Source organism: Erythrobacter sp. AP23, from assembly GCF_001542855.1.
Taxonomy (GTDB): Bacteria; Pseudomonadota; Alphaproteobacteria; order Sphingomonadales; family Sphingomonadaceae; genus Qipengyuania.
In genome coordinates this window covers 146,174-169,486 of the sequence record NZ_LNBY01000012.1, presented here as the reverse complement: position 1 = coordinate 169,486, position 23,313 = coordinate 146,174, and the positions used below count along the sequence as shown (strand labels likewise).

Genomic DNA, 23,313 nt, shown 5'->3' with positions numbered 1-23,313 from the left:
GGTTAACGCCCGGGCTGCGAGGAAGGGCACATGATCTCGAAAGCGCGCCATGCTGCTGTCTTCGCGCTGCTGGCTTTTGCCGCGCACGGGGAAGGTGTATCGGCCCAGCGCGAGATCGTGCAACCCTTGCCCGCGCAGGGCGAGCGTGATCTGGGCGAAGCGTTGTCCCGGCTGGCGCGCAATGCGGCGGATGTTCAGGCCTTGCTCGATGCGGGTGAGGCGGCGCTCGAACTGGGCGATATCGACGCGGCGACCGGCTTCTTCGGACGCGCCAACGAACTCTCGCCCGGCAATGCGCGCAGCAAGCTCGGCCTGGCAAAGGCCTACGTCCGATCGCGCCGCCCCGTCGAGGCGCTGCGGCTGTTTGCCGAAGCCGAAAGGGCCGGTGTTTCGAACGTGCGAATGGCCGAGGACCGGGGGCTCGCCTTCGACCTCGTCGGCGATACGGCCAGCGCGCAGCAGCTTTACCGGGTCGCCCTTGCGAATGGCGTCAATCACGAGATCACCCGTCGCTTGGCTTTGAGCCTGGCCATTTCGGGTGACCGTGAAGGGTTCGAGACCGCTCTGCTGGCCCTGCTCGAGCAGGGGGACGTGGCCGCTTTCCGTACACGTGCCTTCGGTCTCGCCATTCTCGGCGATGCGCAGGAAGCCAAGGACATCGCCAACACCATGTTGCCCGCCGGTGTCGGCGCGCGCATGGCGGCCTATTTCGAATATATGCCGCGACTGACCAAGGCCCAGCAGTCCGCCGCCGGCAATCTTGGTATCTTCCCGCAAACCGCGAGTATCGGCAGGGACGATGCCGGGATCGCGGGATATTCGGGACCACCCGCACAAGTGGCGCGCGCGGCGGCCCCGGCGACCGGGCCGGCGTCCCCTCCTTCGGCCGCGGCTTCCGATCCGCGCGACCGGCAGCCCCGGCGCCGTCCCGATAGGAGGGGAAGCAGGGAAACAGCGCCGCCCCCGGCTGCGGTGCCCGATCAAGCGTCGTCTCCTCTCTCGACGGCCTCAGCTCAGCCCACGGGAGCGGCGACCCCGCCCGGGCGCGAGCGGGTTGTTTCGTCCGAGCAGCAATCGCCGGTGGTCATCGCAGCAGTCGAACCCGCCGGCCAGCCGTCGACGGTTTCGCCGCCACGGGCCACACCGTCGCCTCCGCCCTCGCCAGCACCCGTCTCGTCCTCGGTCGCGGAGGCTTTCAACAGCTTCACACTCGAACCCGGCGAACCCGCGCCAGCGGAGAACGGAGCGGTCGACATCACGAGGATCGAGATCCCGCGCGAGCGAGCCCGGCCCGAACCACCGCCGCCACCGGTCCATACCTCGCGGCACTGGGTGCAGGTGGCGACCGGCAAGGACAGAGACGCCCTGAAATTCGACTGGCGCCGGATCGCGCGCAAGGCGGATGGCAGTCTCGACGGGAAAGGCCCTTTCATCACACCTTGGGGTGAGGCAAATCGGCTTCTATCCGGCCCCTATGAGAGCGCCGAAAAGGCTCGTGAAATAGTCAACGAGCTCAAGCGTTTGAATATCGATTCCTTCCCGTTCACCAGCGCCGAAGGCGAAGCGATCGACGCGTTATGACCCTCGCACAGGGTTAATGCGTTCCGCGGTTTTGTTCACAAGCTTTGCACAAGCCTTCGCGGTTCTCCCCAGCGTCGACGCCTGCCTCCATTGCCAATCGACCCCGCGGTTCGGCATCCAGCATCACATGACGCGCAGGGGACAGTTGCGATGAGACCATCAGAAGACCGCTACGAGGTCGAAGAGGATGCTGCACCGCTGGATATGCTGGTCGCCCTGTTCGAAGCGCGCGGCTGGCCTTGCGAATCGACATCCACGGAGATCAGCGGCGAAATCCAGGGTAGCTGGACCAAGTACCAGCTGCGCAGCATCTGGCGGCCCGAGGACATGGTGCTGCAGATCCTTTGCCTGCCAGACATCCGCATTTCGAAGGACAAGATGGCGTCGGCGCACGAATTGGTGAGCCTGGTCAATGAACAGATGTGGCTCGGCCATTTCGACATCTGGTCGAACGGCGGCGTTCTGCTTTATCGCAATGGCACCATGTTGGGCGACGAGGGTATGCTCAGCCTCGGTCAGGCGCAGGCGCTGGTCGAAATCGCGGTCGACGAATGCGACCGATTCTACCCGGCATTTCAATTCGTTCTGTGGGGAGGACGGACGCCGACCGAGGCGCTCGAAGCAGCGATGGTCGATGCCGCGGGCGAAGCCTGATCGGATTCCGGCGGACGGTTAAGGATCGTTAGCCTTGCCCGCTCCGGTTTCGCTTGAAATCGCGGGACGAAATGCCGATATTCCGCTGCAGGAGCAGGGCGCATTTCCGCGCTGCCAAGAGGAGTTGCACAAAGATGGCCAATTGGAACGACACCGACCAGAGGCAGAGCTTCGGCTCCGTGCCGCGTGCTGGCGACGCCGTTGCCAGGCAGGAGACGTTCGACGCTGGGCTGCGCAAGCACATGCTGTCGATCTACAATTACATGACTTCGGGCGTGCTGCTGACCGGCATCGTCGCCCTGTTGACCGCACAGAGCGGCCTCGCGCTCGCTTTCGCCAGCGGCCCGCTGATGTGGATCGTGGCGCTGGCCCCGCTCGGCTTCGTCCTCGCGATGAGCTTCGGCCTCAACAAGATGAGCAAGGGCACGTTGCAGGTGCTGTTCTGGTCTTTCGCGACCGTGATGGGCCTGTCGATGTCGACAATCTTCCTGCGGTTCACCGGTGAATCGATCGCCGCGACCTTCTTCGCGACCGCAGGCGCCTTCGCGGGCCTGAGCCTGTTCGGTTACACGACCAAGAAGAACCTGCAGGGTATGGGCACCTTCCTCGTGATGGGCGTTATCGGCCTGCTGATCGCCATGGTGATCAACATCTTCTTGCAGTCGAGCACGATGGCGCTGGCGATCAGCTTCATCGGCGTGCTGATCTTCGCAGGGCTTACTGCCTACGATACGCAGCGCCTGAAGCGCGAGTACCAGTATCTGCGCGGCACCGAATTCGCCGGCAAGGCGATCATCATGGGCGCGCTGAGCCTCTATCTCGACTTCATCAACATGTTCATGTTCCTACTGCAGTTCATGGGCAATCGCGAATAGAGCCCAACCGCTCGTCGCACACAGGAATCATTCGACCGTGCCCGGGGCGTTACCAGCGCTCCGGGCATTTTCTTTGCCTGCCGCAGCGGCTAGCAGAGGTGCTTCATCCCCCGTCAAGAGACGGCGGCGCAGGATGAACGAGAAGTTTATCGAGGAGGGTCAACGCGCCATGAGTCGCGGTTCAAATATCACCATTCGCATGGCGGCTGTCGCCGCCGGCCTTGCCGTATTGGGCGCATGTACGACGCCTGCTCCGCCTCCTCCTCCGCCGCCGCCACCTCCCCCGGTCGAAGCCGTCCCCATCCGGCCGCTGCCGCCGGGCCAGGCGTCCTACGTCATGAGGATCCCGCCGGTGAATTCGCTCGGCCTGCGCGAAACCGTCAATCTCGGCATTTCCGACGACGAAAAGGTCTGGCATTTCCGCTCGGCGTGGAATGTCGCGGCGCTCAATTGCCTCGATCCGCAATATCAGCCGATCCTCGATGCCTACAGCAGCTATATCAAGGATTTCGCACGCCCGCTCAAACGGATCAACGACCGCATCGATGCCGATTACCGGACTGAATATCGCGGCCGGCGGGAAGCCATCATGGCGCGCGAAAGCCAGATGACGATGGTCTATAACTATTTCGCCCTGCCACCCGCCCGAGCGGATTTCTGCCGTACGGCTCTCGGCATTTCGCAGCAATATCTCGCGACGCAGGATGTCGATCCGATCGGCTTTGCCCTGGCCAATTTCGCGACATTCGAGGGACCGTTCGAGCGCTTCTTCGTGGCTTACGAACAGTACGAGCGCGAATCCGCGGCCTGGGATGCCCGCTACGGCGAACGCTACGGCGCTTCGCAACCGGGCTATGTGGCAGTGATGAACGCACGCAGCTCGCGATTGCCGCAACCGGGTTCCGATCCTGCCGAGCTGAGTGCCACCCCCTTGCAGGAAACGAGGGTCGTCGATCCCGAGACGGGCGCGCGGATCCCGGTCGTCCCGGTCGACGAAACGCGCGCTTCGCTGCCGATCGTGCAGCCCATTCCCAATGATGCAGGCGAAGACGACACGCCTCAGGAATAGTGGGATTGGTGCTTTTCAGGCGCGCCGCCATTCGCTAAACGGCGCGCCGCGCACCGTCCGCGTGGGTGGTGCGGCGAACCTGGAACGGGGCCGTAGCTCAGTTGGGAGAGCGCGTCGTTCGCAATGACGAGGTCAGCGGTTCGATCCCGCTCGGCTCCACCAGGGACCCATGTTTGTTGTTTCAGCGCGCGCCGAAGGTCCAACCTTCGGTTCGGGCAATCGTGCTTTCGAGGCCTTCGGGACACCACCGCGAAGGATCTTCCGCCGCAGTGCGCAGCCACGCCGCAGTGAGCAATGCGTCGGAGGCATGGTCGTCGATCGAACCGTCACCGCCGACCCCCGGGCTGCCGAGGGCCTCCAACGCGTCATTGAGCGCTTCGAAGGTCCGCATTTTCGCCCGGGAGGGGCTGCGCCCGGCATCCATTGCGGCCAGGCTGGTATAGATTTCGACCACGACCGAGCCCGACGCGGGCAGGGGATCGATCGGCCAAACGGGCAGGCGGTCGCGCAGCCGATGCAGCATCCGCATGCCGGTCAGGCTCGACTTGCCGACCTGTGCGGCTCCGACGAGGTTGAAGTTCGAATAGGGCTTGCACCCCATGGCCGCCTGCGCGTGTTCGGTCACGCGAAACCGCCCGCGCCCATGGTTCGCGCCGTCGCATCCGAAGTGGGGGCCGGTTACGCTTCCATTGCGGAAATAGGGTGCGAAATCGGGATGGTCGACGAAGCTCTGCGCGCCGAGATTGGGATCGCGGGCACAGATATCGTCGATCAGCGCCCAGAGTGACGGTGCATCGGGCAGGAGCAGGTCCCGCCGAGGGAAATAGGCCCCGCAATCGGCGTGAGGCAGCGCTATTCCGAGATCGAGCCCGACCAGGGTTCCCGCGGGCAAGTCCTCGCGCAGCAAGGCGAGCACATCCTCGCGCGACCAGCCGCGGCCGGGGTCGACCAGTACCGGCGGACCGCCATCGGCGTGGGCCAGGGCGAGCGCGATACCTTTCTGGACCGGTCCCTTGGCACCCGACCAGTCGATGGCGAGGAAGCGATCAAACCTAGCCACGCTCGCGTCGCAGCTTGTCCCAATAGTCGAGCCGTTTCTTCACCTCGCGTTCGAATCCGCGCTCGACCGGTTCGTAATAGCGTTGCGGCTCCATCTCCTCGGGCCAGTAATCGTCGCCGGAAAAACCTTCCTCGGCATCATGATCGTAGCTGTAGCCCGAACCGTAGCCGATATCCTTCATCAGCTTGGTCGGCGCGTTGAGGATGTTCTGCGGCGGCATCAGGCTGCCGGTTTCCTTCGCCGATTTGAACGAAGCTTTCTGCGCCTTGTAGACCGCGTTCGATTTGGGCGCGGTGGCGAGATAGGTGCAGGCCTGCACCAGTGCGAGCTCGCCCTCGGGACTGCCGAGGAATTCATAGGCGTCCTTCGCCGCCATGCACTGCACCAAGGCCTGCGGGTCGGCCATGCCGATATCCTCCACCGCCATGCGGATCAGGCGGCGGGCGAGGAAACGCGGCTCCTCACCGGCCGTCAGCATGCGGGCGAGGTAATATAGACTTGCCTGCACATCGCTGCCGCGTACCGCCTTGTGCAGCGCCGAAATGAGATTGTAGTGACCCTCGCGATCCTTGTCGTAGACCGCCACGCGGCGTTGCAGGAAACTGCCGAGCGCGGCCGGATCGAGCGGCCCGGAGCCGTCGACTCCGATCTTCGCATTGTAGAGCGTTTCGGCCTGGTTGAGCAGGAAACGGCCATCGCCATCCGCGCTGGCCACCAGCGCATCGCGCGCTTCGGGCGTAAGAGGTAGCGGGCCCTCGAGGGCCTCGGCCCGGTCTAGGAGCTGCCCTAGCGCGTCGTGGTCCAGTCGCTGGAGGATGAGCACCTGCGCGCGGCTGAGCAGAGCGGCATTGAGCGCAAAGCTCGGGTTTTCGGTCGTTGCGCCGACCAGCGTGACCGTTCCGCGCTCGACGAAGGGGAGGAAACCGTCCTGCTGCGCGCGGTTGAAGCGGTGAATCTCGTCCACGAACAGCAGCGTGCGCTGGCCAGCTTCCGCTGCCTTGTCGGCGGCGGCGAAGGCCTTCTTGAGATCGGCGACGCCGCTGAACACTGCGCTCACGCTTTCGAAGCGCATACCGACACTGTCGGCCAGCAGTCGCGCGATGGTGGTCTTGCCGGTGCCGGGCGGGCCCCACAGGATCATGCTGGACAGGCGGCCTGCCGCCACCATGCGACCTATCGCGCCTTCCGGCCCTGTCAGATGGTCCTGCCCGATGACCTCGTCGAGCGAAGCCGGACGCAACCGATCGGCCAGCGGTGCATCCTCGCGCGGGGTGTCGGGTGCCGGTGCCTGGGGCACGTCATCGGGAAACAAATCGGCCATTGGTCGGCTGACATAGGGCCTTGGCCGAGGAATTGCAGGGGCCTCTTGCGTATCGGCAAATAAGATATATCTTAGAGCTATCGAAGATAACTCAAGGACTCGTGACATGCACAAGGCATACAAGTGGCGCAAAATGCGCAGGATGGGTGGCTGGCCCTTTGTGGCAGCCATGATGGCGGAGGCGGAATGCAAGGACGGCCTCGGTGCATCGGGGAAATTCGGCGGCCCCGGCTGGACCTTCGATTTCGGCCCGCGTGGCGGCGGACGCAGACGGCGCCGGATGTTCGGTTCGGGCGAATTGCGGCTGGTGCTGCTCAAGCTCGTCGCCGACGAACCGCGTCATGGCTACGAATTGATCAAGGCGATCGAGGAGCTGACCGAAGGCACCTATGCACCGAGCCCGGGCACGATCTATCCCACGCTGTCGCTGCTCGAGGACGAAGGCGCGATCGCGCAGGCTGCGGGTGATGAAACGCGCAAGGCCTATGAAGCGACCGATGCCGGTCGTACCGAACTCGATGAACGCGCCGACGAGGTCGAGGCGCTGTTCGAGCGGCTCTCGGGCCATGGAGAACACCGCCGTGCCTTTGCCACGCCCGAGATGTTTCGCGCGCTTGGCAATCTCGCCGGCGTGCTCAAGAACCGCGCCCGGTCAGGCAAACTCGATGAGGAGACCATGCGCGAAATCGTCGATCTGGTGGACGAGCTGGCCAAGAAGATCGAACGGCTCTGATCCGCTCCCGATTGCCATCCGCGGGCCAGGCGTTAGTCTCGCCCGCGGGTTCGCATGAGGGAGGGAACAACAATGAATACGAGAGCCAAGACGCCGTGGCACCTGTGGGTCGTGGGGTTGGTTTCGCTACTGTGGAACGGGTTCGGCGCTTACGACTATCTGATGTCGAAGGCCGAGAATCGCGAATACCTCGCCAGCATGATGGAACCCACCGGCGTGACCGTAGATGCGGCGATCGCGTACATGAATGCCATGCCATTGTGGGCCAATGTCGCTTGGGGGCTCGGAGTATGGGGCGCGGTCGCCGGCTCGATCCTGCTGCTCCTGCGCAGTCGCTTCGCCTTCCACGCATTCCTGCTGTCTCTGGTGGGACTGGTTTTCGGCATGATCCACCAATGGACCAACCCGATGCCGGGAATGACAGACCCGACCACCCCCATCATCTTCACCTTCGTGATTTTCGCGATCACCTTGTTCCTGGTGTGGTACGCGCGCCGGATGGCGGCCACGGGCGTATTGCGCTGATCGCCTAGCCTGCGGCTGCGCGGGCCTCGCACAGCCGCAGGTAGGTGTCGACGACCGCCTGGTTGATCGCATCCCACGAATAGGCGCGGGCTGCTTTCTCGCCGTTCGCCCCATGCTGGAGTCGCAGCGCGTCGTCGGTGCAATAGGGCGCCAGGGCTTCGGCGCAGGCGGGGGCGAAGACATCGGGCTTGCCCGGCGGCACGAGCCGACCGGTCTCGCCATCCTTTACCAGGCTCGCCGCACCGGTGGCGCCGGCCGCGACCACCGGCAGCCCGCAGGCCATCGCCTCGAGCGTGACATTGCCGAAGGTCTCGGTGATCGATGGGTTGAAGAAGACATCGCCGCTGGCGAGCGCCATGCCAAGGTCCGTGCCGGTCTTGAATCCGGCGAAAATCCCGCCGGGCAGCGCCTTTTCGAACCAACCGCGCGCCGGTCCGTCGCCGATGACGAGGACCTTGTGCGGGACCTGCCTCCTGCGTAGCTGGACGATCGTCTCAGCGAAGACGTCGAGCCCCTTTTCCATCACCAGACGCCCGAGAAAGACGATCGCGACATCGTCGTCGGCAAGGCCCAGCGATCGCCGCCATTCGAGATCGCGCTTCGACGGGTCGAACACCGTCCGGTCGACACCGCGCGACCAGATGCTGATGTCGTCATGCATCCCCTGCGCCTTCAGTTCGTCGATCTGGCTTTGCGACGGTGCGACCAGTGCATCGCAGCGCTGGTAGAACCGCCGCAGGATCGCCTCGACCGCAGGCTCCAGAAAGCCCAGGCCGTAATAGCGCGGGTAGGTCTCGAATCGCGTGTGGACCGAGGCCAATACCGGAATCTCCCGCTCGCGCGCCCATTTCAGCGCCCCATGCGCAGCCGGATCCGGCGATGCGAGGTGCAGCGTATTGGGTGCGAACCGCTCGAGGTCGCGGCACACCCTTTCGTCGATTCGCAGCGGCAATCGGTATTCGCCGCGTCCCTTCACCGGCATGCGGACATTGGGCACGTCGACGAGATCGCCGGTCGCCGGAAAATCGGGTTCGGCCACCACCGGCGAATAGACGCGCAGCGCCGCCCCCTGCCGCAGCAGATAGTCGGCCAGTCGATTGAGTGCCTGGTTCGCCCCGTCACGGGTGTAATTGTAGTTCCCGCTGAACAGCGCGATGCGAAGGTCGGTCACATCCATCGGGCGGCCTTTAGGGAGTCGGAACCATTTTGGCGAGGCTTCGCTTGTCGGGAACAAACACCGCTTGGTCGAAGCATACCTATTTCGCATTGACTTGCCGACAAGCAACTTTATTGCCGCCGACGGGCCACGCGGTCCCAACGCCGCGCGAGCTCTCTGCAAGGAGAGAATACATGACTGCCGAACCGACGCTCAAGCCTGAGCGCCCTTTCTTTTCGTCCGGTCCGACCGCCAAACGCAAGGGCTGGTCTGCCGCAAATCTCAAAACCGAATCGCTCGGACGCTCGCATCGCAGCGCGCTCGGCAAGTCGCGGCTGAAATATGCCATCGACCTGTCGAAGGACATGCTCGGCGTGCCCGAGGATTATCTCGTCGGGATCATGCCCGCTTCGGACACCGGCGCGCTCGAATGCGCGATGTGGACGATGCTGCGCCCCGACCGCCCGGCGACGGTCGCGGCATGGGAAAGCTTCGGCAATGTCTGGATCCAGGATGCGGTCAAGCAGCTCAAGCTGCCCAAGCTGACCACGCTCGACGCCGATTACGGCGAGATTCCCGATCTTGCGAGCATCCCGCAGGACAATGACGTCGTCTTCACCTGGAACGGTACGACCTCGGGCGCGAAGATCCCGGACACCGACTGGCTCGCACCGGGCCGCGAAGGCGTGACGATCAACGATGCCACCAGCGCCATCTTCGCGATGGAGATGGACTGGGCCAAGCTCGATGCCACGACCTATAGCTGGCAGAAAGTAATGGGCAGCGAAGCCCAGCACGGCATGCTGATTCTCAGCCCGAAGGCGGTGCAGCGGATCGAGGATTACGATCCCGAATGGCCGCTGCCCAAGCTCTTCCGCCTCAAGAAGGGCGGCAAGATCAACACCGGCATTTTCGAAGGTGCGACCATCAACACGCCGTCGATGCTGGCGACCGAGGACTATATCGACGCGCTCGAATGGGCGCAGGCGATGGGCGGCCGCAAGGCGATGTTCGAACGCGCCGATGCCAATGCCGCGATCGTGCTCGACTGGATCGAGGCGACGCCGTGGCTGCGCAACATGGTTGCCGATCCGGCCAAGCGCACCAATACCGGCGTGTGCATGGTCTTCCAGGGCGAGTGGTACGATCAGCTTTCCGACGAGGATAAGGCGGCCGTTCCCAAGAAGATCGTCAAGCTGCTCGAAGAGCGCGATGTCGGCTACGACTTCAACGGCTATCGCGATGCCCCGCCGTCCCTGCGCATCTGGTGCGGCGGCACGGTCGAGCAGGAGGACCTCAAGCGCCTCCTGCCGTGGATCGAGTGGGCCTACGAGCAGGTGAAAGCCTCGCATAGCTGACAACGAAGTGAGCCCCGGCGAAGGCAGGGGTCTCTTTCGGCCAATCGCCAATCCGCATGATGTCCCAGCCTTCGCTGGGACTCGCGATTTAGGAAATTCCAATGACCAAACCCAAAGTCCTCATCTCCGACAAGATGGATCCCAACGCCGCGCGCATCTTCGAAGAGCGCGGCTGCGATGTCGATGTGAAGCCCGGCATGACGCCCGACGAGCTCAAGGCTGTGATCGGGCAGTATGATGGCCTCGCCATCCGCAGTGCGACCAAGGTCACGCCCGAAATCCTCGATGCCGCCGAAAATCTCAAGGTGATCGGGCGTGCCGGGATCGGCGTCGACAATGTCGATATTCCCTATGCCAGCGGCAAGGGCGTCGTCGTCATGAACACGCCGTTCGGCAATTCGATCACCACCGCCGAACACGCCATCGCGCTGATCATGGCCGTGGCGCGCCAGATTCCCGCCGCCGACGCCCGCACGCAGAAGGGCGAATGGCCCAAGAGCGATTTCATGGGCGTCGAGGTGACCGGCAAGACGCTCGGCCTGATCGGCGCGGGCAATATCGGCAGCATCGTTGCCAGCCGCGCGCAGGGCCTCAGGATGAAGGTCATCGCCTACGATCCCTTCCTCACCGAAGACCGCGCGGTCGAGATCGGAGTGGAGAAGGTCGATCTCGAAACGCTGCTCCAGCGCGCCGAATTCATCACGCTCCACACCCCCCTGACCGACGAGACGCGCAACATCCTGAGCCGCGAGAATCTCGCCAAGACCAAGCAGGGCGTGCGCATCGTCAATTGTGCGCGCGGCGGGCTGGTCGACGAGGAGGCATTGAAGGACATGCTCGAAAGCGGTCATGTCGCCGGAGCAGCGCTGGATGTGTTCGCGACCGAGCCGGCGAAAGAGAGCCCGCTGTTCGGCACTCGCGGCTTTATCTCGACCCCGCACCTCGGTGCCAGCACCACCGAAGCGCAGGTCAATGTCGCATTGCAGGTGGCCGAGCAGATGGCCGATTATCTGGTCAACGGCGGCGTCACCAATGCGCTCAACATGCCAAGCCTGAGCGCGGAAGAAGCGCCGAAGCTACGCCCTTACATGAAGCTCGCCGAAAACCTCGGCAGCCTCGTCGGCCAGCTCGCGCATGGCAATCTCACCAAGATTTCGATCGAGCGCGAAGGCGCGGCGGCAGAGCTCTCGGGCAAGCCGATCGAGGGTGCGGTGCTGGCCGGGCTGATGCGCCAGTATTCGGACACGGTGAACATGGTCAACGCGCCCTATCTTGCCAAGGAACGCGGACTCGATATCCGTTCGGTTCGTCACGAGAAGGAAGGTGCCTACAACACGTTGATCCGGGTCACCGTGGGCACCGAGCAGGGCGATCGCTCGGTCGCGGGAACGCTGTTCGGTGCCGACGCGCCGCGGCTCGTCGAAATGTTCGGCGTCGGCATCGAGGCCGAACTGTCGGGCGACATGCTCTATATCGTCAACGAGGACGCACCGGGCTTCATCGGCCGCATCGGTACGCTGCTCGGCGAGAACGGCATCAATATCGGCACCTTCCATCTCGGCCGCCGCCAGGCGGGCGGCGAAGCGGTATTGTTGCTCAGCGTCGATGCGCCGATCCCGCAAGATATCGTCGGCCAGGCTTGCGCGCTCGAGGGCGTCAAGGTCGTGACGCCTCTGGCATTCTGACGATACCCTAGATCGTCATACCGGGCTTGACCCGGGATCGCTCTCGGCTAGGCGCATGGACGAAAGCGATCCCGGCTCGTGGGCCGGGATGACGAATGAGGAACAATGATCACACCTGACGACCTCCTGCCTGTCGGTCTTGAAGATGCACTTCCCGACCGTGCCCGCGCCATCACCATGGCGATGCGCGCCGTGCTCGATGCGATGGACGGTCATGGATACGACCGCGTGCGGCCGCCGCTGGTCGAGTTCGAGCGCTCTCTGGCAGGGCGGATGGATGGTGTCGCAACGCGGCGGATGGTGCGCTTTACCGACCCCGACAGCCTGCGCACACTCGCACTGCGCAGCGACATGACGGTGCAGGTCGGGCGTATTGCAGCGACGGGCATGGCCTCCGCACCGCGACCGCTGCGCCTCTGCTATGCGGGCGATGTCGCCTTTCTGAGCGCAGACCAGCTCGATCCCGCACGCCAGCGCCTGCAGATGGGCGCCGAGCTGATCGGCGCCGACAGTGTCGCGGCGGCAAGCGAGATCGTCTCGGTCGCGATCGACGCGCTGAAGGCGGCCGGGGTTGCCAATATCTCGGTCGATTTCACGCTTCCCGACCTCGTCGATACCTTGGCCAACAAGGCCATGCCGCTCGGCCCGGCCGAACGAGAGGCGGTCCGCCGCGAACTCGACACCAAGGACGCCGGCGGTCTGCGCGAAGCGGGCGGCGGTGCCTATCTCCCATTGCTCTATGCCACGGGCGATTTCGACGAAGCGATCGACAAGCTCGCCGCGATCGATGCCGGTGGAGCACTGGCAAGCCGCATTGAAGGCCTGCACGCTATCGCTGCCGCAATCGGCGACGGCGCGCGCGTCACGCTCGACCCGACCGAGCGTCACGGTTTCGAATATCAGAGCTGGTTCGGTTTCACGCTCTACGGCGAAGGCGCGCGCGGCGCGCTGGGACGGGGTGGTACCTATATGATCAAGGGCAGCGATGAGGCCGCGACAGGTTTCTCGCTCTACATCGATCCCCTGCTCGATGCGCTGGGCTCGACCGATGACCACGAGGCACAGAAGCTCTTCCTGCCGCCCGGACACGATCGCGATGCCGCTGCGCGGCTACGGGCCATAGGATGGCGGACGGTGGCTGCGATTGCCGAGAGCGACGATGCGCGAGCGTTGGGCTGTTCGCACGTTCTGGAGGGAAAGGAGCCCCGCGCGCTCTAGGCCGCTTTCCACTGCGGGTGTTTCTGCATCACTCCGGTGAACAGGTCGGAAGTGATCAGACCCTCGAGCCAGGCCTGCAGTTTCGGCAGGTCCTGCACATCGAACCAAGCACGGTCGGCATTGGCGAACTGGCGGATGAAGGGAAAAATCGCGATATCTGCAAAGCCGCGCTGCTCGCCGCATAGATAAGCGCCTGCCTCCAGTCTTTCCTCCAGCATGCGCAGAATGTCGAAAGCGGCCGCACGATGTTCTTCCGGGTCCACATCATCGTAGCGGGTGGCATATTTGTAGCGGTCGAGATGGTGTTTGAAGGGACCGTCATTGGCTTCGATCAGCGCCGGATCGTCGCGGTCGAGCCAGCCTTCGGGATCGCTCTGTCCCAAGGCCCAGCGCATGACGTCGAGGCTCTCCTCGAGGACCTCGCCATTCTCGGCCACCAGGACCGGCACCGTGCCCTTGGGCGAGGCTTCGAGCATCTGCGGCGGCTTGTCGCGCAACACTACCTCGCGGTGCTCGTATTGCGCGCCGCTCACCGACAGCGCCATGCGGGCGCGCATCGCATAGGGGCAGCGGCGGAAGCTGTAGAGGATCGGCTCAGCCATCGGCTTCGGCATCCTCGCGGCGGCCAACGTGTTCCGCCCCGCGGGCTTCGGCCAGCAATTCCTGCCGCTGCCGCTCGGCATAGCGGGCGCGCTGTTCTTCGCTGCGTTCGCCGTGGCAGCGATGGCAGGATACGCCTTCCACGTAATGCTCATGCGCCATATCGGATACGCTTAGCGGGCGGCGGCAGGCGCGGCACAGCGAATGCTCGCCAACTTCGAGGCCGTGACCGACGCTGACACGCTCGTCGAACACGAAACATTCGCCTCGCCACAGGCTGTCGCCCTCGGGCACGTGCTCGAGATAATTCAGGATGCCGCCCTTGAGATGATAGACCTCGTCAACGCCTTCGGCGCGGGCGAAGGCGGTCGATTTCTCGCACCGGATGCCGCCGGTGCAGAACATGGCGATCCTGGGCGATCGCCCCTCGGCCTCGATCTCGGCGCGCTTGACGCGGAACCACTCCGGAAATTCGCGGAAGCTCTTGGTCTCGGGATCGATCGCGCCCTCGAAACTGCCGATCTGCACCTCGTAATCGTTGCGCGTGTCGATCAGGATCGTGTCGGGATCGGAAATCAGCGCGTTCCAGTCCTCGGGCGCGACATAGGTGCCGACACCGTCGAGCGGATCGAGATCGGGCTGGCCCATGGTCACGATCTCTTTCTTCAGCCGCACCTTGGTGCGGTGGAAGGGCATGATCGCGGCACGCGATTCCTTGACCTCGATTTCCGCGCAGCCGGGCAGACCACGCACATGGTCGAGGACCGCCTCGATCCCCTCGTCCGATCCAGCGATCGTCCCGTTGACCCCCTCGCGCGCGAGCAGCAGCGTGCCGCGTACGCCTGCCTTTTCCATTGCCGCAAGCAGGTCGGGCTTGATTGCGGCAGGATCGTCGAAGCGCGCGAACTGGTAGAGCGCGGCGATGCGGATGGGGAGGTTGGTCTTGTTGTCGGTCACGCGGCGCCCCCTAGCACCGCCTTGCGCGCGCTGCATCCCCTCGCATCATCCCTCGAATGACGCCGGATCGGGTCCTAGCCGCCCCTCGGGATCGTCGAGGGCGTCGATCCGCGCCATCTGATCGTCCGACAGTTCGAACGAAAGCGCGGCGAAGTTCTGTTCGATATGGTCGCGGCTGGTCGATTTGGGGATTGGGCAGAGGCCGTGCTGGATGTGCCAGCGCAGCACCACCGCGCTGGGTGGTTGGCCTGTCTCGCCTGCGATTTCCTGGATCGCGCCTGCATCCATGCCGCCGCCCTGGCCGAGCGGCGACCAGCTTTGCGTCACGACGCCCATCTCCTGATGCACCTTGCGCAGGGCCCGCTGCTGGAAGCCGGGATGCAGTTCGATCTGGTTGAGCGCAGGTGTCACGCCGGTTGCATCGACAATCCGCTTCAGGTCCTCTTCGCGAAAGTTCGAAACGCCGATCGACTTCGCCTTGCCCTGGTCGCGCAGTTCGATCAGCGCCTTCCAGGTCTCGACGAACAGGTCCTTCTCCGGACAAGGCCAGTGGATCAGCAGCATATCGACATGATCGCGTCCGAGCCGCTCGAGGCATTTGTCGGCGGCCTTCAGCGTGCGGTCGTAGCCCTGGCTCTCGTTCCAGATTTTGGTCTGGAGGAAGATGTCGGACCACTCACCGATCCCTTCGCCCACACCGCGCTCGTTGCCGTAAACGGCGGCGGTATCGACGAGCCAGTAACCGACATCGAGCGCGGTTCGCACTGCACCCGCGGCCTCGTCCTCCTCGATCTGCCAGGTGCCGAAGCCGAGCTGCGGGATCTTGCGGCCGTCGTTGAGAGTGAGCGTGGGGTATTCTGCCATGGTATCTCCTTTGCCTATCAATCATGCAGTGGAGACTTGTTTCCGACGGCTTAGCTGCGCGAGCGCAGATTCTCCGCGATCCACCCGGCCGCTTGTTCGACCTTGGCTGGCCCCAATTGCGCCGCGACGCTGCTGCTCAGCGTGGCGAGATCGATCCGCGCGAGGCTGTCGCGATAGGCGACCTCCGCCTGTGCGAAGCCGGCGGCGATATTGCAGGGCAGCTTGCAGTCCTCCGGCCTGCTGGCGCAGGGGCCATTCTGGCGGATTTCGGTGCAGCGGAACATGGAATCCTTACCATCGACGGCCAGCAATATGTCGAGCAGCGAGATATCGGCCGGCGGCAGTGCGAGGCTGTAAAAGCCACTGCGGCCGCGCCCACCGTGAACGATTCCTGCACGGGCAAGGGCCTGCATTTGCTTGGCCATATAGGGTTCCGGAACGCCGTGAAACTCGGCCAGCGCAGCCAGCGACAGGCCGCGTTCGGGCCACAGGGGCGCCAGCAGCGCGCAGGCGTGCGCAGCCCATTCGACACCCTTGTTTATCCGCATGCGTCCGATCCCTCTTGCGTGCAACTTTATAAATGGATATTCAATATCCGAATATAAGGAGAAGCGCGATGTTGGGCAAACCTGATGGCCTCGATCGGCTGATGCAAGCGGTGATCGCACTGGTCGGGCTTTTCGCGATAGCCAATGGCGTCTTCATGCTGACCGACCCGCTGGTCTGGTACGGTACGCTCGAGACCGTGCAGACGACCGGACCCGCCAACCGCCATTTCATCGGCGATATCGGCCTTGCCTACATATTTTCGGGCGTGGTGCTCCTCTTCGCCTCGGCCAACCTCGCGCTGCGCTGGGGCGCCGCGCTGATCGGGGTGAGCTGGCTAGCCGCGCATGGAGCTTTTCACGTTTACGAAGTCACTACCGGAATCTGCGCCCCCGACGTCTTCTGGGCGGATGCGCCCGGCGTGCTCGGTCCTCCGGTACTGGTCCTGCTGGCCGTAGGAGTGCAGATGGCCCGGCAGCGCATTTCGCCTGTCCCTTTGCCGAAACCCTTGTTCCTCTCCATCATGCGCAAGGTCGCCGGCAAGTCCGAGCCCTATCTCGACGATCTCGACCGGGCAGGGGGCTTCGCGACCGAGAAGTTCCAGCACGCCATGTTGCTGTCCGGCCACCGCCATCACGCACCTGCCGCCCTGTTGCACATGGCCCGGCTGGGCTCGACCCGCGCGGAGGATTGCGGTCCCTGTGTCGAGATCGTCCGCCAGTTCGCTTTGGCCGACGGTCTCGATCCCGACCGCATCCAGAATGCGCTGATAGGACGGCCGGATTGCGACGAGGATGCGCTGGCCTATGATTTCGGCACGGCCGTGTCTTCGGGCGATGTCGCCGTTGCGGCGGAGCTCGGCGAGCGGATCGAGGCGCTTTTTGGGCGAAAGGTCCGCACCGAACTGGCATTGGGAGCGGCCAGCGGCAGGCTGTTCCCCGCGATCAAGCGCGGTCTGGGCTATGCATCGGCCTGTGCCATCCCGCGCGCCGCCTGATCGTTCTCGTCAGCGCATACGAGTGCTTGCGCATGCCGCTTGACGTGCCACCTCGCGCCCCCTAACCCGCGCACCGCATTTGAAGCGGCTGTCCGCTTCTCCAATCCATCCCTTGGTCGAGTCCTGTCGAAGGACCTCGTGGATCCCCGGGCAGGGGAAAAGGCGTACTCATGGCAAATGTAACCGTAATCGGTGCCCAGTGGGGCGATGAAGGCAAGGGCAAGATCGTCGACTGGCTGGCCAGCCGTGCGGATGCAGTCGTGCGCTTCCAGGGCGGGCACAATGCCGGCCACACGCTGGTGATCGACGGTACGACCTACAAACTCTCGCTGCTGCCGAGCGGCATCGTCTCGGGCACGCTGAGCGTGATCGGCAATGGCGTGGTGCTCGATCCCTGGGCGCTGAAGGCCGAGGTCGAGAAGCTCGAAGGGCAGGGCGTCGCCATCACCGACGATAATCTCGCCATTGCCGACAATTGCCCGCTGATCCTGCCGCTCCACCGCGACCTCGATGGCTTGCGCGAGACCGCCGCGGGCAAGGGCAAGATCGGCACCACCGGGCGCGGGATTGGCCCGGCCTATGAAGACAAGGTCGGTCGCCGCGCGATCCGTGTGTGCGATCTTGCGCATCTCGACCATCTCGAACCGCAGCTCGACCGACTCTGCGCGCATCACGATGCGCTCCGTGCCGGGTTCGATCAGGACCCGATCGACCGCGAAGCGCTGCTAGCCGAATTGCGCGAAATCGCGCCCTTCGTGCTCAGATATGCGCAGCCGGTGTGGAAGCGGCTCAAGAAGGTCCGCAAGGCGGGTGCCAAAATCCTGTTCGAAGGCGCGCAGGGCGTGCTGCTCGATATCGATCACGGCACCTATCCCTTCGTCACCAGCTCCAACACCGTCAGCGGCACCGCGGCTGCGGGCAGCGGGCTCGGCCCCAACAGCACGGGTTTCGTGCTCGGCATCGTCAAGGCCTACACCACGCGTGTGGGCAGCGGCCCGTTCCCGACCGAGCTCGACGACGACATCGGCAAAGGCATAGGCGAGCGCGGCCATGAATTCGGCACGGTAACCGGTCGCCAGCGTCGCGTGGGCTGGTTCGATGCCGTGCTGGTGCGCCAGACCTGTGCGATCAGCGGCGTCACCGGCATTGCGCTGACCAAGATCGACGTGCTCGACGGCCTGGACGAGGTTAAGATCTGCACCGGCTATCGCCTGCGCAACAACGTCTACGACTACTTCCCCAGCCATGCAGCCGACCAGGCCGCGGTGGAGCCGATCTACGAAACGATGGAAGGCTGGAAGGAAAGTACGGCAGGCGCGCGGAGTTTCGCCGATCTTCCCGCAAATGCGGTCAAATATATCCAACGCGTGCAGGAACTGATCGAAACGCCGGTGGCGTTGGTTTCGACCAGCCCCGAGCGCGACGATACGATCCTGATGCGCGATCCGTTCATGGATTAATGAGGATTGCGCGGTAAAGTGCATGCCATCATGCGCAGCCTCGCCTTTCTGTCAGCAATTGCTCTTGGCGCCGCGGCGATCCCCGCATCGCCCGCGCATGCGCAGCAGGCACGCGCGGGCGAACGGGCCGATTTCGTCCTCGTCGACAAGTCGGAGCGCAAGCTGTGGGTCTACCAGAACGGGCGCGTGATCCGCAGCTATTCGGGTCTGCAATATGGCGACCAGCCGGTTGGTCACAAACGTTTCCAGGGCGACGAGCGCACGCCCGAGGGGCGCTACACGATCTCCTATGGCAATGAGCAGTCGAGCTATTACCTCAGCCTGCATATCGACTATCCCAATGCGCAGGACCGGGCCCATGCGCGTTCCAGGGGCCGTTCTCCGGGTGGGCTGATCTTCATCCACGGCCAGCCCAACGGCTTGCCCTTCGATGCGCGCGTGCCGGGCGACTGGACCGATGGCTGCATCGCCCTGTCCAATGCCGAGATTGCCGAGCTGTGGAGCCTCGTGCCCGACGGCACGCCGATCGAAATCCGGCCCTAACCGCGTTCCTCCGACAGCATGGCGACCTGCAATTGCAGGCGCTTCACTTCGCGCAGCATGCTCAGCAGGTTCATCCGCGCATAGAACCACTCCTTGATGAAGCCCTGCATCAGCAGGGCCGCAAGAGTTACCATTCCCCACCACACAGCATCTTCGAAACTGGTTGCGGTGAAAAACCGCCACGCGAGATAGAGAAGTGTAATGCCGAGTACGAAGGCGACGGCGAAAATCAGCTTGGACCAACCGCCCAGCGGCCCGGCGAGCACATCGCCCATCTGACTGAATAATCCGCGTCCTTCGTCGAGGCTCGCCAAGAAGGCCTTGTCGTCCGCGTCGAGCGCGCCGCGAATCCGGTCGTCGATATCGGTCATGTGTCGTCTCCAATCAGGGCCGCCTTCAACTTGCGGCGGGCGTGAAAGAGGCGCGTCTTGGCGGTGCCCACGGGCACCTCCTGCACCTCGGCGATTTCCGCGAGGGTGAGCCCCTCGACGAAGAAGAGTTGCGCGGCGAGCCGCTGGTCTGCCGGCAGCGCGGCGAAGGCCTCGCGAATGGCGAGCGCTTCGTCCGCCATGGCCGCGACGATGGGCTCCTGCGTGCATTCGCCGCTGTGGCGCCGGGCGGACTGGGCCTTGCGGATATGATCCGCACAGCGCCGCCGCAGGATGCCGAAGGCCCATGGCGCGAACCGGCTGGGATCGCGCAGGGACCCGATCCCGCGCAGGATCGACAACCAGGCCTCCTGCACCACACCCAGCGCCGCCTCGTCATCGCCGAGCAGCCTCCGCGCGGTACGGGCGAGCCGGGGCTGCCAGCGGGCCGCGAGTCTCTCACCCGCACGCCGGTCGCCCGCCTGCACCAGCGTGACGAGCAACTCGTCGTAGAGCCGTCCCGCTGGCGGTGATTTGGCGATCCGGCCCGTCATGTTTCGATAGTCGCAGCAGGGGCTCAAATGGTTCAATCGCGATGCCGATTTTTGCCCAACTTCTTGACGTGATCCACATTTGTTCTCACTGTGTTCTCGATCTTCAAGCAGGAGTGCGAGTCGATGCAGGCGAATTTCAACTACGAGCCGGTGTGCGATGCCGCCGGGTGCCAGCTCTCGGTCACGGTGCTGGCCGATCGCGATCACGTTCGCGCCGAAATGCGCGAGGATGCGCTGGCGGCCGGGTTCCGCATCCTCGATTGCTGCAGCCTTGAAGAATATGCGCAGGGGCCGCTCGCCGCTCTGGGCGATCTGGTGCTGGTCGATTGCGCGCAGGCGAGCGCGGATGCGCTGGCGCTGCTCGCGCGGCTGGACATGCGCGGGGGCAAGGCCGGGGCGCAGCTCGTGGTGTCGACCACGATGGGCGCGCTCGACGACGTGTTCGGCTGTTTCTCGATGTCGGCTCCGCAAATCCTCGTCGATCCGGCGCGGGCCGAACGGGTGATCGCTATCGGTCGCGTCTTGGCGCGGATTCCCAATCTGCGGCTGCGCGAAATGGGCGAGGAAGATCGGTTGATGCTGCTCCGCCTGACCGAACAGGTCGGCCGCATTGCCGAGCGGCTCGAGCGGCTCTCGCCCGGCCAGCGCGAAGGTGGCGGCGCGTTCCGTTTCGAATCCCCCGCCACCGCCTGGCGCGAACAGGGGCAGGATTATGTCGTGGCGCGCGAGGGCGAGGGTCGGCCGCGTCTGCCCGATGCCGCAGTCATCCGCCGATTGATAAAGGCGCGCCAGCTGCGCGCCCGCTATTTCGATGGCGAACTCTTCGCCGATCCCGCCTGGGACATTCTGCTCGATCTCGCGGCGGCGCGCGCCGAGCGCCAGCAGGTCAGCGTGACCTCGCTGTGCATTGCCGCGGGCGTTCCCGCCACCACCGCGCTGCGCTGGATCGGCCAGATGGTCGATGCCGATCTGCTGGTGCGGGTGTCCGACCCGCACGATCGCCGCCGCGCCTATATCGCGCTGGCCGACAGCACCGCCGATGCCATGGCCCGCTATTTCGCCGAGGCCGGCGTGGGCGATCTGGCGGTGGTCTAGCCCAGCCGCAGGATCACGGTCAGCCCGTCTTCTGGCGGGTCGGCGGGCAGCGCCTGGCGCACGGCATCGGCGCGGGCGCGGACGAGCAGCGCTTCGGGCACGTGCGGATCGTGCAGCACGGTGTCGGCCATTCCCAGCGCGCGCGCCTGGCGCAGCGTCAGGTCTTCCGGATCGTCGCTCGCCAGCGTGAAGTCGAGCACCTCCTGCGGGTTCGCCTCGGCCCGGCCTGCGAGCCATTGCTCGACCGCATCGTCCCCTTGCGGATCGAAGGGATCGAGCCGGCCGCCTTCCTGCAGCGCGGCATCGATCGCCCGTCGGCGCGCATCGCCATCGGGATAGCGCGCGCGGATCGCGTCGCGCGCCGTGCCGAGCGCCTGGGCAAGCGCGCCGAGCGATTGCGGCAGGATCGCCTCCAGCCGCAATCGCAGATGCTTGGCCAGCCCCGCCGAAGCGCCCCCCGTGCTCACCGCGACCAGCACCGGTTCGCGGTCGAGCACGCTGGGCAGGGTAAAGTCGCACAGGTCGGGCCGGTCGGCGACATTGACCAGCAGACCGGCGCGCTTGAGCCGCAAGGCCGCGGCCTCGGCCGCGCGTTCGTCCTCCAGCGCGACGAAGGCGAGCTTTGCATGATGCGCTTCGGTTTCGGCACAGGGCACGCCGCCCGCGCGTTCGACCAGCCGGGCCTTGGCCGCCGCCATGTCGCCCGTCCCGACCACGACCACACGCTGGCCGCCGATCCGGTGGAAGAGCGGCAGGCTATGCATAGCGGGGATCCATCAGGCGAGCCATGCGGGCACGCGTTCGGCATCCATGATCGCGCTCGCCGCGATCCGGTCGGCGACCACGGCATAGCGGTCGCCATCGACCAGCGTTTCCGCCACGAATCCGCGCGAATTGTAGGATGAGGCCATCGTCGCGCCATAGGCTCCGGCGGTGCGGAACACGGCGAGGTCGCCCGCCACCAGCGCGTCGCAGTCGCGATCCATCGCGAAGGTATCGCCGGTTTCGCAGATCGGACCGACGATATGCGCGGTCATCGTCGCGCCTGTGGGTTCGACCGCCTCGAAATCGTGCCAGGCGCCGTACATGGCGGGGCGCGCGAGGTCGTTCATCGCCGCATCGACCACCACGAAGGGCGGGCCGTTGCCGCTGCGCTTGGCGCGGATCACGCGGGTCAGCAACACGCCAGCATTACCCGCGATCACGCGGCCCGGCTCGAACATCAGCCGCACGTCCCAGCCCGCGGTCACGCGCGCGACCATGGCGCCATATTCGGCCGGGGAGGGCAGCTCTTCGCCTGCCTTGTAGGGCACGCCGAGCCCGCCGCCGAGATCGGCATGGGTAACGCTGCAGCCTTCCGCGCGCAATTCGGCGATCAGCTTGCCGAGTTTCGCGAACGCGGTCTCCAGCGGTTCGAGCGTCGAGAGCTGGCTCCCGATATGCACCGCGATCCCGCGCATATCGAGCGCCTCTTCGCGCGCCAGCCGCGCGTAGATCTCGGTCGCGCGGTCGAGCGGTACGCCGAACTTGTTCTCGCGCTTGCCGGTCGAAATCTTTTCGTGCGTGCGCGCATCGACATCAGGATTGACCCGCAGCGCGCAGGCCGCGCGCCTGCCGTATCGCGCGGCGATGGCGGCCAGTTCGTAACCCTCTTCCTCGCTCTCGATATTGAACTGGCCGATGCCCGCCTCGAGCCCCTGCCGTAGTTCCGCATGGGTCTTGCCCACGCCCGAAAAGACGATGTCCTCCGGCTTCATGCCCGCCTTGAGCGCGCGGGTCAGTTCCCCGCCCGAAACCACGTCCGCGCCATAGCCTTCGTTGGCGAGGATCTTGAGCACGGCGAGATTGGGATTGGCCTTGACCGCAAAGGCGATGTGCGGGTTGTCCAGGCCCGACAAAGCCTCGCGAAACACGCGCGCATGCCGCTCCAGCGTAGCGCGCGAATAGACGTAGACGGGCGTGCCGACTTCTTCGGCAATGCGCACCAGGGGCACGTCCTCGGCGTGCAGCACGCCGTCTTTAAGCTGGAAATGGTCCATGGGCGCCGCCTGTGCCCAATGGCATGGCCGATGTCGAGCAAGCCTTGCTTGCCGG

24 protein-coding genes and 1 tRNA gene are annotated in these 23,313 nt (G+C 64.8%); 14 read left to right on the top strand and 11 right to left on the bottom strand.

From position 1 onward, the window contains the following. Positions 1-30: 30 nt before the first annotated feature. The 5 genes from ASS64_RS06145 to ASS64_RS06125 all read left to right on the top strand — a co-directional run bounded on the left by ASS64_RS06145 (position 31) and on the right by ASS64_RS06125 (position 4,341). The gene (locus ASS64_RS06145; protein ID WP_067691382.1) at positions 31-1,581 is read left to right on the top strand and encodes an SPOR domain-containing protein; all 1,551 of its coding nucleotides are present in this window, start codon (positions 31-33) and stop codon (positions 1,579-1,581) included. A gap of 150 nt (positions 1,582-1,731) precedes the next feature. Beyond that, complete coding sequence (locus tag ASS64_RS06140) at positions 1,732-2,235, top strand: YbjN domain-containing protein (protein WP_067691378.1); 504 nt, start codon at positions 1,732-1,734, stop codon at positions 2,233-2,235. A gap of 134 nt (positions 2,236-2,369) precedes the next feature. Then, a complete protein-coding gene (locus ASS64_RS06135; protein ID WP_067691375.1) occupies positions 2,370-3,110 on the top strand; it encodes a Bax inhibitor-1/YccA family protein in 741 nt (246 codons plus the stop codon). A gap of 133 nt (positions 3,111-3,243) precedes the next feature. Continuing rightward, the gene (locus ASS64_RS06130; protein ID WP_234002342.1) at positions 3,244-4,179 is read left to right on the top strand and encodes a hypothetical protein; all 936 of its coding nucleotides are present in this window, start codon (positions 3,244-3,246) and stop codon (positions 4,177-4,179) included. A gap of 86 nt (positions 4,180-4,265) precedes the next feature. Next, a tRNA-Ala gene (locus ASS64_RS06125) sits at positions 4,266-4,341 on the top strand. A 19-nt stretch (positions 4,342-4,360) separates the two neighbouring features. Here ASS64_RS06125 and ASS64_RS06120 read toward each other — a convergent pair. Next, entirely contained in the window at positions 4,361-5,239 is an 879-nt protein-coding gene (locus ASS64_RS06120; RefSeq protein ID WP_198147663.1) for a hypothetical protein, read from the bottom strand. After that, positions 5,232-6,560, bottom strand: coding sequence for a replication-associated recombination protein A (locus ASS64_RS06115; protein ID WP_067691360.1), 1,329 nt, complete (start codon positions 6,558-6,560; stop codon positions 5,232-5,234). The genes ASS64_RS06120 and ASS64_RS06115 overlap by 8 nt, the downstream gene beginning before the upstream one ends. A gap of 106 nt (positions 6,561-6,666) precedes the next feature. On the opposite strand from ASS64_RS06115, the gene ASS64_RS06110 reads away from it, so the two are divergent. Both ASS64_RS06110 and ASS64_RS06105 read left to right on the top strand, forming a co-directional pair. Continuing rightward, positions 6,667-7,293, top strand: coding sequence for a PadR family transcriptional regulator (locus ASS64_RS06110; protein ID WP_234002341.1), 627 nt, complete (start codon positions 6,667-6,669; stop codon positions 7,291-7,293). Between the two features lie 72 nt (positions 7,294-7,365). Then, a complete protein-coding gene (locus tag ASS64_RS06105) occupies positions 7,366-7,818 on the top strand; it encodes a hypothetical protein (protein WP_067691357.1) in 453 nt (150 codons plus the stop codon). A gap of 4 nt (positions 7,819-7,822) precedes the next feature. Here the strand turns inward: ASS64_RS06105 and ASS64_RS06100 are convergent, their stop codons facing one another. Next, positions 7,823-8,995: a glycosyltransferase family 1 protein gene (locus ASS64_RS06100; protein ID WP_067691354.1), complete on the bottom strand. Its 1,173-nt coding sequence runs from the start codon at positions 8,993-8,995 to the stop codon at positions 7,823-7,825. A gap of 173 nt (positions 8,996-9,168) precedes the next feature. Here ASS64_RS06100 and ASS64_RS06095 point away from each other — a divergent pair, with 173 nt between their 5' ends. From ASS64_RS06095 to ASS64_RS06085, 3 genes are all read left to right on the top strand, one after another. Beyond that, complete coding sequence (locus ASS64_RS06095; RefSeq protein ID WP_067691351.1) at positions 9,169-10,332, top strand: phosphoserine transaminase; 1,164 nt, start codon at positions 9,169-9,171, stop codon at positions 10,330-10,332. 101 nt (positions 10,333-10,433) lie between these two features. Further along, positions 10,434-12,017, top strand: a complete 1,584-nt coding sequence (serA, locus tag ASS64_RS06090; protein ID WP_067691348.1) for a phosphoglycerate dehydrogenase — start codon at positions 10,434-10,436, stop codon at positions 12,015-12,017. 105 nt (positions 12,018-12,122) lie between these two features. Further along, positions 12,123-13,235, top strand: a complete 1,113-nt coding sequence (locus tag ASS64_RS06085) for an ATP phosphoribosyltransferase regulatory subunit (protein WP_067691346.1) — start codon at positions 12,123-12,125, stop codon at positions 13,233-13,235. Here ASS64_RS06085 and ASS64_RS06080 read toward each other — a convergent pair. From ASS64_RS06080 to ASS64_RS06065, 4 genes are read right to left on the bottom strand one after another with little or no spacing between them, the layout of a single operon-like run. Next, positions 13,232-13,837 (bottom strand): glutathione S-transferase, encoded by a 606-nt coding sequence (locus ASS64_RS06080; protein ID WP_067691651.1) that lies wholly within the window; start codon positions 13,835-13,837, stop codon positions 13,232-13,234. The two genes, ASS64_RS06085 and ASS64_RS06080, sit on opposite strands and share 4 nt — an antisense overlap. Next, entirely contained in the window at positions 13,830-14,792 is a 963-nt protein-coding gene (locus tag ASS64_RS06075) for a rhodanese-related sulfurtransferase (protein WP_234002340.1), read from the bottom strand. Before ASS64_RS06075 ends, ASS64_RS06080 begins: the two co-directional genes overlap by 8 nt. A gap of 45 nt (positions 14,793-14,837) precedes the next feature. Then, positions 14,838-15,656 carry an aldo/keto reductase gene (locus tag ASS64_RS06070; RefSeq protein WP_067691341.1) on the bottom strand — a complete coding sequence of 273 codons (819 nt, stop codon included), beginning with the start codon at positions 15,654-15,656 and terminating at the stop codon, positions 14,838-14,840. 50 nt (positions 15,657-15,706) lie between these two features. After that, positions 15,707-16,204 carry an Rrf2 family transcriptional regulator gene (locus ASS64_RS06065; RefSeq protein ID WP_067691339.1) on the bottom strand — a complete coding sequence of 166 codons (498 nt, stop codon included), beginning with the start codon at positions 16,202-16,204 and terminating at the stop codon, positions 15,707-15,709. A gap of 68 nt (positions 16,205-16,272) precedes the next feature. Here ASS64_RS06065 and ASS64_RS06060 point away from each other — a divergent pair, with 68 nt between their 5' ends. The 3 genes from ASS64_RS06060 to ASS64_RS06050 all read left to right on the top strand — a co-directional run bounded on the left by ASS64_RS06060 (position 16,273) and on the right by ASS64_RS06050 (position 19,202). Further along, on the top strand, positions 16,273-17,199 hold the full coding sequence (locus ASS64_RS06060; RefSeq protein ID WP_067691337.1) for a hypothetical protein: 927 nt from the start codon (positions 16,273-16,275) through the stop codon (positions 17,197-17,199). Between the two features lie 170 nt (positions 17,200-17,369). Then, positions 17,370-18,659, top strand: a complete 1,290-nt coding sequence (locus ASS64_RS06055) for an adenylosuccinate synthase (RefSeq protein ID WP_067691334.1) — start codon at positions 17,370-17,372, stop codon at positions 18,657-18,659. Positions 18,660-18,677: 18 nt separating this feature from the next. Further along, positions 18,678-19,202 (top strand): murein L,D-transpeptidase family protein, encoded by a 525-nt coding sequence (locus ASS64_RS06050; RefSeq protein WP_234002339.1) that lies wholly within the window; start codon positions 18,678-18,680, stop codon positions 19,200-19,202. Here the strand turns inward: ASS64_RS06050 and ASS64_RS06045 are convergent. Beyond that, complete coding sequence (locus tag ASS64_RS06045; protein ID WP_067691328.1) at positions 19,199-19,573, bottom strand: DUF6768 family protein; 375 nt, start codon at positions 19,571-19,573, stop codon at positions 19,199-19,201. The genes ASS64_RS06050 and ASS64_RS06045 overlap by 4 nt on opposite strands. Further along, on the bottom strand, positions 19,570-20,124 hold the full coding sequence (locus ASS64_RS06040) for an RNA polymerase sigma factor (protein ID WP_067691325.1): 555 nt from the start codon (positions 20,122-20,124) through the stop codon (positions 19,570-19,572). Before ASS64_RS06040 ends, ASS64_RS06045 begins: the two co-directional genes overlap by 4 nt. A 123-nt stretch (positions 20,125-20,247) precedes the next feature. Between ASS64_RS06040 and ASS64_RS06035 the strand changes: the two genes are divergently transcribed. Next, positions 20,248-21,219, top strand: coding sequence for a hypothetical protein (locus ASS64_RS06035; protein ID WP_067691649.1), 972 nt, complete (start codon positions 20,248-20,250; stop codon positions 21,217-21,219). On the opposite strand, the gene ASS64_RS06030 is transcribed toward ASS64_RS06035, so the two are convergent. Next, a complete protein-coding gene (locus ASS64_RS06030) occupies positions 21,216-21,983 on the bottom strand; it encodes a bifunctional precorrin-2 dehydrogenase/sirohydrochlorin ferrochelatase (protein ID WP_067691324.1) in 768 nt (255 codons plus the stop codon). The genes ASS64_RS06035 and ASS64_RS06030 overlap by 4 nt on opposite strands. A 12-nt stretch (positions 21,984-21,995) precedes the next feature. Continuing rightward, positions 21,996-23,258 carry a diaminopimelate decarboxylase gene (gene lysA / locus ASS64_RS06025; protein ID WP_067691321.1) on the bottom strand — a complete coding sequence of 421 codons (1,263 nt, stop codon included), beginning with the start codon at positions 23,256-23,258 and terminating at the stop codon, positions 21,996-21,998. Positions 23,259-23,313: the final 55 nt, after the last annotated feature.